Genomic DNA, 16,561 nt, shown 5'->3' with positions numbered 1-16,561 from the left:
TTGCAATATTCTCAGTTGGGCTTCACAACCGCCTTGGAATAAATTCCCAGGCTGATATACAAAGTCTGATAAATCAGACTAGTACACCACGGCTTAAATAAGGCAACCATTAAAAATGGCTGAAAAGCTTAGAAAATCAAACTTCTTACTTCTTACTTCTTACTTCTTACTCAGGGCAAACGCATCTTAATTTAAAAGGTGCTGGTGCAGCGTAGCTGCACTCAGCACCGTCCGTGCGATCGCCCTCTGGGAGGACTGCTGCTCTGTCAATCTGTGGTAGCTTAAAAAAATTAGGATGGGTGCGGAGTGGTAAATAGTGAAACTGAAACCAAAGCAGACAATTAGCGATTATTTTGTGGATCTTGAAGACCCTAGAATTGAGCGTACAAAGCGGCATCAGTTAATTGATGTAATCACGATTGCGATTTGTGCAGTAATTTGTGGGGCTGAATCTTGGGTAGCAATTGAAACATATGGACAAGCAAAACAAGAGTGGTTAAAACGTTTTTTAAAACTGCCAAACGGAATCCCATCACATGATACATTTGCAAGAGTATTTGCTCTTATTAATCCAGAAAAATTTCAGGAATGTTTCTCCTACTGGATAAAATCAGTTGCAATTGTAACGGATGGTGAAGTGATTGCGATCGATGGTAAAAGCTTAAAACATTCATATGATAAGAAAACTGGAAATCGTGCGATTAACATGGTAAGTGCTTGGGCAACAAGCACTAAATTAGTTTTAGGTCAAATAAAAGTTGATAAGAAATCGAATGAAATTACAGCGATACCAGAATTGATAAAAATGTTAGATATTGCTGGTTGTATCGTCACAATTGACGCAATCGGATGTCAAAAAGAAATAGTTAATCTTATATCACAAAAAGATGGAGATTATATAATTTCACTAAAAAAGAACCAAAAAAGCCTCTATGAAAGTACGGAATTACTATTTAAAGAAGCAATATCAAAACGTAATAAAGGCGAGTATGCAAGTCATTACAGCACTCGTGAGTTAGGTCATGGACGCGAAGAGATACGTAATTATTTAATGCTTTCTAATATCTCTAATCGAATTGATTCAGATCATAAATGGAGCAAATTAAACAGTATAGGTATGGTTGAATCAGTTAGAACTGAGAACGGTAAAACAACTGTTGAAACTCGCTATTATATTAGTAGTTTAAATTTGGATGCAAAAAAGTTTGGAGACTCAGTTCGCAGCCATTGGGGTATTGAAAATTCATTGCATTGGATATTAGATGTAGCGTTAAATGAAGATGGTTGTAGAATTAGGAAAGATAATGCACCGCAAAATTTTGCTGTCCTCCGTCACATTGCAGTTAATCTTTTAGGTCAAGAAAAAAGTAAAAAGCTTGGAATTAAAAATAAACAATTTTTAGCTGCTATGGATGATAACTATCTTGCGAAAGTTTTAGGATTAAGTTGTTAATCGATTCATTTTAATTAAAATTATATTTTTAGTTATTTTAGATGATTATATCTACTGGTATTCACTGCCTAGTTTCCAGATTACTTTGTATTATTTAATACTCCTATTTTTGTTGAGGCTAAATTATGGGTTATGGGCTGATTTCTACCATCGCTTGCCCGCGCTGGTGCGGCTACGCCGCACCTAGCTCAATTTTAGATGCGTTTGCCCTGACTTCTTACTTCCGCCAAGCGGTACTAGGTAGAACTTTGAGGTGATTATAGTGCGTTTTAACGTACTTTGTTTATTAGCCGCATCAATTTATTTCTCTGCGAGAAAGCCTCCGGCTTACAAGGCGAGAATTAGGGCAAAGACGAATTCGGGGTGCAAGATGTGAATTTTAAAGAATTTATGCAAGCGCAACCCCCTTTTTTAGGCAGGGCTTTGCGTAAACGATAATAATTTTGATAATAAAAAAACAATTAAATATTACAAATTAGCATAAAAAAAGGCGGGAATCTCCCACCTTGAAATCAATTTAACCTTTAGTCATACGAACATGCTCTAAAATTCGCTGCTGTCTCTCAACAGAATTAATTTTAGGTTTAATAAAATCGTTTGTACTGCGAGCAAGATGCTCCATAATTCGCTTTTGACGGTCGGATTTTTCAGCCATTTTTACGGTTAATAGATAAAGCAAACATTCTTAACAAGTAGAAACGCTTCTGATTTAATCATTTAAAAGCGTTTCTACCTTAAATTTATTTTAGTACAAAATCGTTAGATTCTGCTTGCTTAAAAATGCTTTTTTGTTAATTATAAAAAATCGGACTTATGCAAGCTTAGATATCTCCAGTATATCTCTAAGAATATATTCAAAATCGACAAAAAGATAATTGACAAAATGACTATTTTATATTTAATAGAGAAAAATTAACAAAGTCCGGTAGAATTTTGACAGTCGCGTTAGTGCTTGAAATGTCAAACATTGTTAAATCGCCATGTGATACCGGAGTCATCAATGCTAAACGATGCTCTACTTCTTGTTCTCGCACTACCGAACGCTGGGTACTAGTGGCGACTATACTGGGTTCGAGTATGGCAATGATTGATGGCACTGTTGTCAATGTAGCGCTGCCAGTACTGCAAAAATCTTTGAATGCAAACGCTACTCAAGTACAGTGGGTAGTTGAATCTTATGCTTTGTTTCTAGCTGCTTTAATTTTAGTAGGTGGCTCTTTAGGAGATAGATTTGGCAGAAGATTGATTTATGCTTGTGGAGTTACTTTATTTGCTGTTGCTTCTGGATGGTGTGCTTTATCGCCTAATATCAATCAACTAATAGTTGCTCGTGCTTTTCAAGGAGTTGGAGGTGCATTATTGGTTCCCGGAAGTTTGGCGATTATAAGTGCTTCTTTTATCGATTCCGAGCGCGGCAAAGCTATTGGTACTTGGTCGGGTTTTACAGCTATAACTTCGGCTTTTGGTCCAATTTTAGGTGGTTGGCTGATAGAAAATCTATCTTGGAGATGGATATTTTTTATTAATGTACCGTTCGCGATCGCAATCCTATCAATTTTATTTAGTCACATTCCCGAAAGTCGCGATAGTGAGTTTACCCGATTGGATCATTGGGGAGCAACGCTGGCAACTTTGGGTTTGGGAAGCTCAGTTTTTGGATTAATTGAATCTTCTGCTTTAGGACTTTTTCATCCTTTAGCGATCGGCAGCACGGTATTTGGAATAATTATTTTGGGTGCGTTTGTTTTTGTAGAAGCCAATATCTATAGCCCGATGATGCCTTTATCTTTATTTCAATCCCGTACCTTTTTGGGTGCTAATTTACTGACATTATTACTATATTCAGCTTTGGGAGGAGTTTTCTATTTTGTTCCTTTCAATTTAATTCAGGTTCAAGGTTACTCTCCGATGGCTGCTGGTGCGGTGTTTTTACCATTTATTCTGCTGATGTTCTTTTTGTCGCGATGGTCTGGTAATCTAGTTAATCGCTACGATGCTAAGTTACCTTTGGTGGTAGGGCCAATAATCGCAGCAGTTGGTTTTATCCTCTTTGCAATACCCGGAATCGGCGGTAGTTATTGGATAACATTTTTTCCCGCTATTGTAGTATTAGGATTGGGAATGTCAATTAGCGTTGCTCCTTTAACAACAACCGTTATGGGTTCGGTGAGAAAGCGTCAAGTTGGTGTTGCTTCCGGAGTCAACAACGCCGTTTCTCGTACCGCTGGATTATTAGCGATCGCTATTTTTAATATCTTTGTTTTCAATACTTTTAATTTTAGTTTAGATCGACGTTTGGCAAAGTTAAACGTACCATTTCAAGTGAGGCAAGCCTTAGCGACAGAAAGAATAAATTTAGCTGCCGCAAAAGTTCCAGATAATATAAGCAATGAGTTAACAAATGCAATAGAAAAAGCAATTGCACTTTCCTATGTAGATAGTTTTCGTTTAATCATGTTTATTGCCGCAGCTGCTTCAGTTGCTAGTGCTGTAATTGCATTATTAACTATTAATAATAAGCGACAGAAAGTTTTGTAGGTAATCGGTAATTGGTAGTAGATTGAAACAATTTAATTTTGGATTCAGAAAAGTCAAGTTATATACTTCACCTGGCGACTATAAGTCGCGGCTACACAAGCAAAACCCGCCTGCGCGGGTTAAATAATTGATTAGTCCACGGAGGTGGACTTTGTTTGTGTAGTAGCGGTTTCAACCGCCGGATACTGATGAGATATTTATTTTTATTCCTAATTACTAATTATTAATATGAAAGGCTGGTTGCAAGTTCCCCGTTTACGTATAGGTGAAGAAGCAGCAGACGAACACCGTCATGCTACTTGGTTAGAACTTTTTTACGATTTGGTTTATGTAGTTGCTGTTTCGCAAATTGCCCATTATCTATATGAAGATACTTCTCTAAAAGGTTTTCTTGGGTTTGTATTTTTATTTGTACCAGTATGGTGGGCATGGATTGGAACTACATTTTATGCAAATCGATTTGATAGCGATGATATTAAACATCGGCTATTAACTGGTTTACAAATGCTGGCAGTGGCGGCTCTTGCTGTTAATATTCATCATGGTTTAAGCGAAAGTTCTGCTGGTTTTGCAATTGCTTATGCTGTAACAAGATTTACCCTAGTTTTAGAATACCTGCGAGTCATTAAACATATTCCGGAAGCCAGAGGTTTAGCTAAATATTACTGTTTTGGTTTCTCTATTGCTGCGATTTTGTGGTTAATATCAGCTTTTATCCCAATTCCTATACGTTTTGTACTTTGGGGATTGGGTTTAGCTGTAGACTTCATTACCGGAATCACTGCAAAACGTTTTCAAGTTGCTTTACTTCCCCATCCCGAACATTTACCGGAACGTTTTGGACTGTTTACAATTATTGTTTTGGGTGAAGCAATCATTGCCGTTGTACATGGAGTTTCTGAACAAAAATGGGACACACAAAGCGCAATTTCTGCGGTGTTTGGGTTTAGTATTGCTTTTAGTTTGTGGTGGATTTATTTTGAAAATGTTAGCGGCTCTATTTTAAGTGCTAATGTTGATAGAAAATTAGGATTAATTCAAGTTTGGCTTTACGGACATTTACCGTTAGTAATTGGACTTGCTACTACAGGAGTTGGTGTGGAAAAAGTAATAATGAGCAATGTAAATCAAGCGCTACCAACTCCATATCGCTGGCTGATCTGTGGTGGAGTAGCCATGTGTATGCTAAGTTTAAGCATTCTCCATCGAACCGGGTTGATATTTCGATGCAAAGTAAGAGCAAAGTACAGACTTGGTGCTGCTGCAATTTTGATATTTCTGGCTGTAGTTGGGATAAGTTTACAGCCTATCGCAATAATTGGATTGGTAGCTTTCGTTTGTGCAACTCAAGTGTTAGAAGATTTATATCAAAGCGGTGAATTATCTACAGCCAAAGATTGATATTAGAAGATAAGGCTTTACTTCAAATTATCTAAATTTTGTACAGAATACAAGTATTAGTTATCGCCACTATAAATAATACTTATTCTTGTTTATTAAAAAAACATTATGAGCTTTAAAATAATCGTAACGTACTATATCTTATTAGAGGTAGGTTCTAATTATTGGAAAAGTGTTATTCAATCAAGAAAAGCGTAACTTATTTTTAAATAAGGTAGATGGTTATCTAAACAGAATATTCCTTTAATAATTTTATAAGAAAGTAATATTGGCTTTGCCTGAGTAAAACGTTAACAAGAAGAGATTTTATTACCCTATGTTTGATTCGCCTCAAATATCGGCTAATCAACTACTGATGGCTTTACCCCCTGGAGAATACAAGCGTCTTATTCCTTATTTAGAGCCTGTCAATTTGGTTTTAGGGCAAATTATTTATGAACCGAAACAGTTGATAAAAGAAGTGTATTTTCCTTTAGGAGCAATGATTTCTTTAGTTTCGGTTATGAAAGATGGTTCAACTACAGAAATCGGTTTAGTAGGTACTGAAGGAATGATAGGGCTTCCTACATTTTTAGGAGGAAATATTGCTACAAATCGTGCGATCGTGCAGGTAGAAGGTAATGCTGTAAAAATGGATGCCTCGATAGTTAAAAGCGAATTTGAAAGAGAAAAACAATTACAAACAAAGCTCTTACTGTACACTCAAGCAAGATTAACCCAAGTATCGCAAATAACTGCTTGTAAATCGCATCATCTGATTGAGGAAAGACTTGCTCGTTGGCTGCTTTTTGTAAATGATTGTGTAAATAAGCCAGAGTTACCGCTCACCCAAAAATTTATCTCCGAAATGCTCGGAGTACGTCGCGCTAGCGTTGCAGAAGCGGCGGGAACACTTCAGAAAGCAGGGTTGATTAGCTATAGCAGGGGACAAATTACTATTTTGAAGAGAAATGAACTTGAGCAAGCAGCCTGCGAATGCTATGGGTTAATCCAGAATGAGTTCAATCGCTTGAGTCGTGACATCTGAATTGTGAAATTTTTATATTTTCTTAAACTTTCCCAACTCTATGTACGATATCGTACTGTTTTTTCCTGGGATAGAGGTATTCTTTTGTTTACAGATATACGGTGTCAGCAGAAGTAATCCCATTTTTGATTCTAGGTTCTATTCGTTGTAGCAAGCTTATGAGGCTTCGATAAATCCAACAATCCAGCTATGGAATTCTTTTTGAACATTGATATTGATATTATTGCTGTGTTGATATGGTAGGCAATTCAATGTAAAAATGCCTTTAGACATGACTTAGATATTTTTATTCTTCTTGTGTCGTTAGATATTTTTACAAATACGACTCAATTAAGAAGATTGTGTTCTTTCATATGTCGGACGATATTAGTGGTGCAATAGTCAATCAATTGCTAGCAGCTTTACCTTCAGAGGATTATCAACGGTTAGTTTCTCATTTAGAATATGTTTACTTAACCTCCGGAGAAGTCTTATGGGAACCAGGGGAAAAAATGACAGAAGTTTATTTCCCTACTTTGGCGATGATTTCTTTAGTTTCAATAATGGAAAACGGTTCCACAACAGAAATAAGCTTGGTAGGTAAAGAAGGGTTGGTGGGTTTACCCGTATTTTTAGGAGGTAATTCGACTACGAGCCGTGCCATAGTTCAAATTGAGGGTACTGCACTAAAGCTTAACGGCAATATATTAAAAAGCGAGTTTGATAAGGGTGGGGAACTGCAAAGACTTTTGTTACTTTATACGCAAGCATTACTCACCCAAGCTTCACAAAACGCTGCGTGCAATAGACAACATAATATTGAAGAAAGACTTGCTCGCTGGCTGCTGACAACGCAAGATTGCGTGATGAAAAATGAATTACATCTTACCCAAGAATTTATCTCTCAAATGTTAGGTACTCGTCGTTCGGGTGTAACTGTTGCAGCAGGCACACTTCAACGAGCGGGAATGATTTGTTATACCCGTGGTAAAATTAGTATTCTAGATCGAGAAGCTCTAAATGCTACAGCCTGCGAATGCTATAGAGTCATAAAAAATGAGTATACTCGCTTGCTCAAACCGAAACAAACTTAAGAAGTAAGTACGATAACGTACAGACGAGGAATTAATATTATGGCAATTTTAAATATAATAGGAAGCTTTGATGCGGATTGTTCAGTACGAACAATCAAGTTGATTGAAAGTTAAATCTCTGAAAGTATTTCCTTTATTTTTATTTATTCTTTGAGCATTGAGAAAAGGAATGTTTTTGTTGCTCATTAAAAATTGTTGTATCTTCGATGAGTAATAAATTTATCGTTTCTAGCTTTGCTGTATGGTAATTCAAAGAATAGCCAGTAAATAACAGGGTGAGAATAAGTTTTTTATTTTTTTCAATGAATCGTAATTATAAAAAGCAAAAATAAGTTATTTACTTTGCACAATAATATTAATAATAATTTTCAGAAAAAAGATCAAGTAATTATCTTAAAATTAATATAGATATATAATAAGTTGGAATAAAAACTAGTTTAAACTGATTTTTTTCAACCTTTATTGCAAATGATTTGCGAAAAGCTACAATATATATTTATATCGATACAGTAATTAAGTTGCACAGTTATTTGTAAAACTTTAAAAGTAAATAGCTTAGTTCACTTCAAAATACAAAGGATTAAGTATATGTTTGAAAAACAACAACAAACAGTAAAAGAGTTAAAATCGCTGGTACTTATGGGAATCTGCCCCTGTTGCGGTTCTGTAAGAATAAAGTATCGTGAATATATCACAAATCGTACATTTGGATTCCAATGTTTCCATTGTGGCTGGAAATCTGAATATAATTTGACTGAATTGCAACAAGCTTCAGCAAGTTGGTTCCCGAACGCAAAATAGTAAAAAAATAAATACAAATAAATAAATACAAAACTTCTTTTAAATAAATCCACTATCAAGCAAGTTTGAAAATGGTAGAGATAATTGAAATAGGAAGCTTAGTTAAAATACTATACCCCAAATACGCATTAAAATTTCACGGTATAGTTGAGGCTCCAGAAGATAAAGCGAGGCGTTGGATAATTAGATTAATCAATAATCCTTTTAGTAATAGTAGAGAACCTTTATTATTATCTTTAAAGGAATCAGAGATTGAACTGATTAGTGTATATTCAGGACTTAAACAACGTTGGGGCTGAAATTTTTGTAAGGGAACAGGCAACGGGCAACGGGCAGCAGCTATATAACTGAGTAGTAAATATAAAAATTTTTCTGCTTAATTACTTACTAACCTGCGTTGATAAAATGGCAAAAAGTAGTAGATTATTAGAAGTTTGGTAGCCATCAGGAAGTAACTACTTTCCTGAATGCAGTTCTAATTGGTACATTAGCCTGGAACAAACCCATATTTTTTATGTCTACACAAGTTTCATCCCCATCTACGTTTTCACCAGCAACCTCACTTGCTCTATCATCTTTCCATATTCGTCTGGAAACCTTAGAAAAAGAACATCAGTGGTTACTCAAGCAAATTAAGAAAAAACGCACCGAGCAGAAGAACTTTCTCGAACAGATGCGTGCTGTGGCAACAGAAATACACGGTAGATGCACTCCTTGCTTCCAAAAAATGGCATCTCTGGATGAGGAAATACATTCACTATTTGATCAAATTTTGACTGCACGAAAGTTAGGCAAGCAAACTAGAAAAAATATTGAGCAAGTTTATCGTAGCCTTCAAGTTGCCGGAATAATCAGCGTCAAACTAAGTTCGATAGAAGATGATTTCCCAGAAGATTTTTTTGAGGGAGAGGAAGAAGAAAGTGATTTCTCCGAGTCGGGGAATGAAAATAGAGATAGCTTTGGGGATTCCGAACAAGAATATCAACAAACACAACCTGATTTTTCTTCTGCGACAAGAAGTAGTGAATCCAAGAAAATCCGTCAAATATTTCTAAGGTTAGCTGAGATATTTCACCCCGACAAAGTAAAAGATAGTGATATCCAGATGCACCATACAGAAATCATGAAAGAAATTAATAAAGCCTATCAAGAAGGTGATTTAGCCAAATTATTAGAAATTGAAAGATTGCATCAGGTAGAAGAATCATTTTCAATTAACAGTGAGGATGACTTAACCAGACAATGTAATAAATTAGAACAGCATAACGAATTTCTTAAAACTCAGTATGAAAATTTAAAAAGCGAGTTGCGATTAGCGAAGAATACGAACGAAGGACAAATGGTTTCAGGTTATAGAAAAGCCGTTAAAGGAGGAATAGATCCGATTTCTCAAACCGTCGAACAAGTAGAATCTGAAATCGAAGTAATTTCTTCAATATGTAACTTCGTGAAAGATTTTAGAGATAAGAAAATTACAATTAAACAATTTCTTGGTGGCCCTCCTGTTTTACAAAGAAATCAACAAATAGTTGATGAGATTTTTGAGGAAATGCTGGGTGAATTTGAAGAATTTGGAGCTTTTTAGAGATTTGAAAATAGGGAACAGGGAACGGGCAATAAGGTTTTTAGTAAGTGCTTTAGCGCTAAAGGTTTGGGATGTCAACAAAATAATTTTCACGCGATTAACAAATTATTTTTTGCCAAATTTTCAATTGCTTCATCAATCAAAGCTTCCCCATCAACCACCGTTTCAACTGTATTAAACTGCTGTCGTAATTCAGCAGCACCTTCAAAACCTTTGGCATACCAAGCCATATGTTTTCGTGCTTGATAAATTCCTCTATTTCCCTTATATTCCCACAAAGCTTTTAAATGTTCTTTAGCGCATTCCAAACGCTGAATAACTGTTGCTGAAGGTAACTTTTCTCCTGTTTTAAGAAAATAATCGATTTCTCCGACTAAAAACGGATAGCCCAAAGTACCACGCGAACACATTACCCCATCAGCACCAGTTAATTCCAAACACTTAATAGCTGATTCAACAGAAAAAATATCTCCATTAGCTATAACCGGAATATCAAGCACTTTTTTAACGTGAGCAATCCATTCCCAGCGAGCGTTACCATTGTATCCTTGAGCGCGAGTACGTCCGTGAATAGTAATCATTTGCGCTCCTGCATCCTGCATTCGTTTTGCAAAATCGATAATAGTAATTTCCGCATCATCCCAACCAATGCGAGTTTTTACTGTAACAGGAATATCTACTGCATTAACAACTTCTTTTACTATTGCTTCGGCGACTTCTGGCTGTCTTAAAAGTGAAGAACCCCCGCCTTTTCTTGTCACTTTATTTACCGGACAGCCCATATTAATATCGATAGTATCGGCACCTTCTTTGACGGCTTTTTGAGCAGCTTGGGCAAGAAAATCCGGACGACAATCAAATAATTGAATACTTATTGGACGTTCATTTATATCAACATCCATTACCTTGGGTAACTGCTTGACGTGAGCCAAACCCGAAGCGTGAACCATCTCGGTATACATCATCGAATCAGGTGCATAGCGACGTACCAAACGGCGAAATACTAAATCGGTAACGCCGGATAAAGGTGATTGTAAAACTCGGCTGTTGACTTCCACCGAGCCAATTTTTAAAGGAGTTGAAAGTTTTGTTTTTAGTGCGGGGGAAAGCATGGGAATTGGGGATTGGGGATTGGGGATTGGGGATTGGGCATGGGGGATTGTAAATAATTGGCGGTTGAAACCGCTACTACACAAGCAAAGTCCACCTCCGTGGACTAAATAAATGACGCAAAGCCCCCCTTTTTAAGGGGGGTTGGGGGGATCTTAATATCTGGTGGAACGCTATATTTTATGTTTTCACCCCCAGGGTGTGGATCATCGCTGCGTAAGTCCTAATTTTATTTATCTTGATTTTCTACTTGTCTTCTAACTTGTTCTAAATCCAAATCTAAACCTTGGGCGATTTGTTCTATACTTAAACCCAACTTTAATAATCTAGGTATAGATTCAATCTGTAATTCTACACGCCCCTCTTGCTTTCCTTCTTGCTTTCCTTCTTGTTTTCCTTCCTCTACTCCTTCTTGATAAACTCGGGTTTGTTTCAAGTCGCTTAATCCAAACATCGCTTCAATCTCCTTTCTATTCATCTTGGGGAATTTATAAACTAATATTGTCTCTATCAATTCTAATAACTGCCTTTGCTGCTGTTGGATGTTGATTTCTTGCTGGGTTCTAGCTATCAAATCTCTTGCGGCAACAATGGCAGTATTTCGATCTTCAATTATTAGTTTTATGGTAGCAATTCCTACTGGTAATGATGCTGTTTCTCCTAATTCATCTAGATAAATTCTGGTAACTCGTCCGCTTGCAAAAAATTCGCTGTAGTGATTGATATCTGCTGTATCTACATTACGACTGGGATAAATGACTATTCCTCGCCAAGGATTTTTAGGTTTGTTTTGCCGGAGGTATAAAGATATTTCTGAAAATAACCTTAAATAAATTTCTTCGTCGGTTTGAAATTGGACTTCTACAAAATAAATTGGGTTTTCTTCTTGTTGTTTGGGAAGAAAAACTCCATCGATTCGGAATGCTGTTTGTTTAATTTCAACGGAAGAGAATTCGTAATCATTTGCTGTTTGTGGTGAATTGCCGATTAATTCAAAAAAGATGCTGGGGAATTCTTTAAAAAGCCGGTAGAAGATGCTATCTGTTTTCACGCTGATGAAATGGTAATAATTTGGCGCTTAAAGGATTTTATCGCGCTGTTGTTTGTAATATTAAAGTTAATTCTCAAAAATTCTTTTATATCACACGTTAGATCCCCCCAACCCCCCTTTTTAAGGGGGGCTATAATAAGAATTTGAGATATAGAAAAACCCGGCTTTTCAATAAAAAAAACCGGGTTTGTGATTCAATTCAAGATTAAACGACTACCACCAATATATGCTTCTGACGGCTAATACTCCGGCTACAGCACTTGCTGCAAGTGATGCCAAGGCTGCACCAAATAACCACCATGCGGCACTTGCTGCGGCTCCTTTGGCATCTTTGGCTTGTTTTTTAGCTTGTTTTTTAACGGCTTTTAATCTTTTCTTGGTTTCTTTCTGGATGCGCTCTCCTCTTTCTAAGACGCTATCTCTGGCTGATTCAATTTGATTTACTATGCGGTTTGCATCTTTTTGGGAAATATCATCGCGGGAACTTAGTACGGCAATTAAGCTATCTCTGTCAAATTCTGATAAACGACTGCGTAATGCTTCAACGCCCATTTGTGGGTCGTCAAATAGCTTTGTAAAGTCTTGTTTAATTCCTTCGTAATTTAGCTCTGGACGCTCCAAAGAGTTGAGGTAATTACGAATTTTATTTAAACTGCCGTCAACCGCAGATTGCACCTGTTGCTGCACCTGCTGATACTGTTGCACAATTGAGTCTCTAGTGGATTCGATTTGATCTGCAATCCGATTGGCTTCTTCCTCGGAAATATCTTCTCTTTGCGAAAGTACCGAAACTAATGTGGAACGATCAAACTGAGAAACGCGATCGCCTAGTATTGCGATTCCGGCGCGTGGATCTTGCAATAGTAATTGTAAGTCGCGTTTGATTCCTTCGGGATTAAGTTCTTCTTTGTCGGTGTTGCGTAAATATTCTTCTATGTTGGCTTGGAAGTTGGCAACTTGTTCGTTGGTACGCTTTGCTAAACGACTCGGTGCTTTTACGATGTCGTTAATTGTGTTTTGTACGTTGTCGATTACCTGGTTGACTTTTTCTTCACTCAAATCGTCGCGTTGAGAAAGCAATTTAACTAAGGTTTCTCTATCCATCTGAGAAAGGCGATCGCCTATTGCTGAAGCTCCTGTTTTTGGATCGTCAAGCAGTTTTTGTAAATCGCGTTTGATTCCTTCGGGGTTAAGTTCTTCTTTGTCGGTATTGCGTAAATATTCTTCGATTTGGCTTTGGAAGCTGGCAACTTTTTCGCCGGTACGCTTTGCTAAACGACGAGGTGCTTTTACGATATCGCTAATTGAGTCTTGTACGTCGTCAATTACTTGGTTAATTTTCTCTTCACTCAAATCGTCGCGTTGAGAAAGCAATTTAACTAATGTTTCTCTGTCTACTTGAGAGAAGCGTTGCTGTATCGCTGAAGCTCCTGTGTTTGGATCTTCAAGCAGTTTTTGTAAATCGTGTTTGATTTCTTCGGGATTAAGTTCTTCTTTGTCGGTGTTACGCAAATATTCTTCGATTTGGCTTTGGAAACTTCTAGCTTTTTCGCCGGTACGCTTTGCTAAACGACGAGGTGCTTTTACAATGTCGCTGATTGAGTCTTGTACATCGTCAATTACTTGGTTGATTTTCTCTTCACTCAAATCGTCGCGTTGAGAAAGCAATTTTACCAAGGTTTCTCTATCTATTTGGGAAAGGCGATCGCCTATTGCTGAAGCTCCTGTTTTTGGATCGTCAAGCAGTTTTTGTAAATCGCGCTTGATTCCTTCGGGGTTGAGTTCTTCTTTTTCAGTGTTGCGTAAATACTCTGAGATAGATTGTACTGTTTTTTCGTATTGCTGTTTAGCTTTACCTGCAACTTTTCGCGGTGCTTGCAAGACGTTATTGCGTACAGACAATAATTGGTCAATGTTTTTGTTGATTTCTTCTTCGCTCAAATCGTCGCGCTGAGAAAGTAGCTGAACTAACGTATCGCGATCGAATTGCGAAAGCCTTTTACGTAACTGTTTAGCTCCGACTTCTGGATCGTCTATAAGTGTCTTGAATTCGCGTTTGATTCCTTCGGGGTTGAGTTCGTCTTTATTGGTTTTAAGCAGATAGTTTTCTACTTTTTCGCGTAATTCGTTGGTTTTATTTTCCGCTTGCTGCTGCAATTCTTGAGCTTTATTTAAAACTTCATCGCGGGTACCTTCAAGTTGATTGACTATGTTATCGGCTTCTTCTTGGCTGATATCGTCACGCTTAGAAAGCACTTCTACCAAATTGTTGCGGTCAAAATTTGAAAGGCGATCGCTCAATTCTTCAAAGCTGGCTTCGGAATCTTCTAGCAGTTGGCTAAAATCGCGTTTAACTGCTTCGGGGTTGAGTTCATCTTTACTTGTGGAACTAAGATAATCTTCAATTTGACTGCGGAGATTTTGCGATGTTGCTTCGTTTACAGTTTGTAAAACTTCGTTACGAACTTCTTCCATTTGTCCGACGATTTCTTTTACCCTAGCTTCGCTCAAGTCTTCCCGCTGCTTGAGTAAATCGGTTAAATAGTCTTGATCAATTTCCTCTAACCGCTGTTTAACTTGTTTGGGATCTGCATCGGTATCGTAAATGGCTTCTTTAAATTCATCCTTGAGGGTTAAACGGTTGAAATGCCAAGGGAAAGAATTAAGAATATATCCTTCCACATCTTCCTTAATGGGATTGTTATTAGCAGATGCTTGAGATATTTTCTGAGTAGCTTGTTCCTTAAGATTTTGCAACTGCTGGCTAATCTTATCAATATCGATTTCGGGAGTTTTTTCCTTGAGCTTTTGCAACTGAGGTTTGATTTTATCAATATCCAAATCGGATAAATGAACATTCTTCATCACAGCCGGAACCGCTGCACCCAAGCCATATTTAAGCGCTTGTTGCATTAATAAACCAGTACCGCCAGTTGCTGCAACTCCTGCTAGTTGTTTCTCCAGCTGCGAACCTAAATCTTCTGAATTTAATTGTTCGGGAGTAGATTTTTCAATCAAATCCATGACTTGCTGCGTCGGATTTTGACTTCCTACAGCTTGAGTCCAAGCTGCTTCGAGTTGATCTGCAACTTTGTTAATATCCTGTTGGGAAAAATCTGTCCGATTGCTAATTAAGTTAATAAAAGTATCGCGGTTGACGCTTTGTAATAAATTGCTATTAGCAAGAGATTTTAAATTGCTATCTTGAAGAACCCGATCAAATTGACCGCGAATTTCGTTTAAATTAAGATTGGGTAAATTTACAGACCCCAAAGAAGTTTCTACAGTATTTTTAATACTATCTGTATTAATCCCAGAAGTTAACTCCCGACGAACTGCGGCGGTAATATCTTCTGCGGTAGAAACCATTTGATTTTTGGCAGCATTGGCACCTAAAGCACCTGTCGCCGTACCGATAATACCTTGCACGCCAGAACTGGCAGTACTCAAGAGCGAACCAATTAGCGAGCCAGCAGCCGACGAACCCAGCCAAGCAATCAGCGAAAAGTATGTAGACCAAATTACTACACCAATAATTCCGCCTAAAAGCGTACTTTCGATTAAACTTAACTTCACCGCCAAAAAGCTAGCGATAAATAAAGCTATCGTCGCGGTAATTAATGCCCAAATACCGACTTTCGCTTCTACCTTCTTAACAGTTCCACCTACCGTGTCAGTATCGTCATCGTCAGAATCCCACTCTCCTAACGATGAAATTCCGATAGCGATTGAGAAATTAGTCAGCAGTAATTGAAAGGCGATCGCCATTACGATTCCAGAGGCTAAAGCAACTAAAAATTGCGGCCCTGAAAAAATCAGCGATGCTTCTTGAGGAGTTACATATCCTTCTGTGATTATTGGCGCTTGTCCTATTAACCAGTAGTTTTCAACAATATTTGTGATTGGGAACATTCGGGAAAGTCCTTTATCTAGCTTTTCTACAGGCTGCTATTTGTTGATTTGAAACAGCCTATTCCAACGCTAGCTAGCAGATACCATACCTTTTACTTCCCAAAGAAATATTATGTTGATATCGAAAGTACTAGATTTTAAGTAGGAAAAATAATCTTTAACTATTGCAAAGTTTCGAGTTAATTTGAAAGTCGGTATAACTTATATCTAGTATCTCAAGTTCAAATCAAATTTCTTCCCAATAGCTTTAGAAAAAATCATTACTCTTCAAATAGATATTGCCAGTTGCTTTACTTCTAATTAAAAATAGAGTTAACAATGGGTAAAAAAATAGTTTTTAATTAGATTTTTAGCGATAGAACTAATAAATAATTGCTTTTTTTAGCAAAAAGACGGCAAACACCACATTAATATTACGGTTCACCCGAATTACTCATAGTATTAATTCTCATACATTAGTCATTGTACAAGCAAACACTGATTGAGCCTTCAACACCTGATTGTTGCACAACCGTCCATTCACGGGTTCGGGAAACCACCCTTCATTCACTGGCTGCACAGGCTCAGTATATATAACAGTGTAAATAGGATAGCCAGTGGCTCAATGCTC

At 37.3% G+C, this 16,561-nt stretch carries 11 protein-coding genes; 7 read left to right on the top strand and 4 right to left on the bottom strand.

What is annotated here, in order from left to right; genetic code table 11:
- Positions 1 to 316: 316 nt before the first annotated feature.
- Positions 317 to 1,453, top strand: a complete 1,137-nt coding sequence (locus ACM03V_RS09470; protein ID WP_414620518.1) for an ISAs1 family transposase — start codon at positions 317 to 319, stop codon at positions 1,451 to 1,453.
- 517 nt (positions 1,454 to 1,970) lie between these two features.
- On the opposite strand, the gene ACM03V_RS09465 is transcribed toward ACM03V_RS09470, so the two are convergent.
- A complete protein-coding gene (locus ACM03V_RS09465; RefSeq protein WP_414620517.1) occupies positions 1,971 to 2,108 on the bottom strand; it encodes a hypothetical protein in 138 nt (45 codons plus the stop codon).
- A 302-nt stretch (positions 2,109 to 2,410) separates the two neighbouring features.
- Between ACM03V_RS09465 and ACM03V_RS09460 the strand changes: the two genes are divergently transcribed.
- From ACM03V_RS09460 to ACM03V_RS09435, 6 genes are all read left to right on the top strand, one after another.
- The gene (locus ACM03V_RS09460; protein ID WP_414620516.1) at positions 2,411 to 3,991 is read left to right on the top strand and encodes an MFS transporter; all 1,581 of its coding nucleotides are present in this window, start codon (positions 2,411 to 2,413) and stop codon (positions 3,989 to 3,991) included.
- Between the two features lie 228 nt (positions 3,992 to 4,219).
- Positions 4,220 to 5,392 (top strand): low temperature requirement protein A, encoded by a 1,173-nt coding sequence (locus ACM03V_RS09455; protein ID WP_414620515.1) that lies wholly within the window; start codon positions 4,220 to 4,222, stop codon positions 5,390 to 5,392.
- 316 nt (positions 5,393 to 5,708) lie between these two features.
- Positions 5,709 to 6,419, top strand: coding sequence for a Crp/Fnr family transcriptional regulator (locus tag ACM03V_RS09450; RefSeq protein ID WP_414620514.1), 711 nt, complete (start codon positions 5,709 to 5,711; stop codon positions 6,417 to 6,419).
- A 353-nt stretch (positions 6,420 to 6,772) separates the two neighbouring features.
- Positions 6,773 to 7,492: a Crp/Fnr family transcriptional regulator gene (locus tag ACM03V_RS09445; RefSeq protein ID WP_414620513.1), complete on the top strand. Its 720-nt coding sequence runs from the start codon at positions 6,773 to 6,775 to the stop codon at positions 7,490 to 7,492.
- Positions 7,493 to 8,364: 872 nt separating this feature from the next.
- Positions 8,365 to 8,592, top strand: a complete 228-nt coding sequence (locus ACM03V_RS09440; RefSeq protein ID WP_414620512.1) for a hypothetical protein — start codon at positions 8,365 to 8,367, stop codon at positions 8,590 to 8,592.
- A gap of 215 nt (positions 8,593 to 8,807) precedes the next feature.
- Positions 8,808 to 9,878 (top strand): J domain-containing protein, encoded by a 1,071-nt coding sequence (locus ACM03V_RS09435; RefSeq protein ID WP_414620511.1) that lies wholly within the window; start codon positions 8,808 to 8,810, stop codon positions 9,876 to 9,878.
- 89 nt (positions 9,879 to 9,967) lie between these two features.
- Here ACM03V_RS09435 and dusB read toward each other — a convergent pair whose 3' ends face one another.
- From dusB to ACM03V_RS09420, 3 genes are all read right to left on the bottom strand, one after another.
- Positions 9,968 to 10,990 carry a tRNA dihydrouridine synthase DusB gene (gene dusB / locus ACM03V_RS09430; protein WP_414620510.1) on the bottom strand — a complete coding sequence of 341 codons (1,023 nt, stop codon included), beginning with the start codon at positions 10,988 to 10,990 and terminating at the stop codon, positions 9,968 to 9,970.
- Positions 10,991 to 11,217: 227 nt separating this feature from the next.
- Positions 11,218 to 12,039, bottom strand: a complete 822-nt coding sequence (locus tag ACM03V_RS09425) for an Rpn family recombination-promoting nuclease/putative transposase (RefSeq protein WP_414620509.1) — start codon at positions 12,037 to 12,039, stop codon at positions 11,218 to 11,220.
- 213 nt (positions 12,040 to 12,252) lie between these two features.
- Positions 12,253 to 15,951, bottom strand: a complete 3,699-nt coding sequence (locus ACM03V_RS09420) for an MFS transporter (protein WP_414620508.1) — start codon at positions 15,949 to 15,951, stop codon at positions 12,253 to 12,255.
- Between the last annotated feature and the right edge of the window lie 610 nt (positions 15,952 to 16,561).

This window comes from Calothrix sp. CCY 0018, from assembly GCF_963920925.1.
GTDB lineage: Bacteria > Cyanobacteriota > Cyanobacteriia > Cyanobacteriales > Nostocaceae > Rivularia.
Note: the sequence above shows the minus strand (reverse complement) of the source record. Positions and strands in the feature narration are given on the sequence as shown.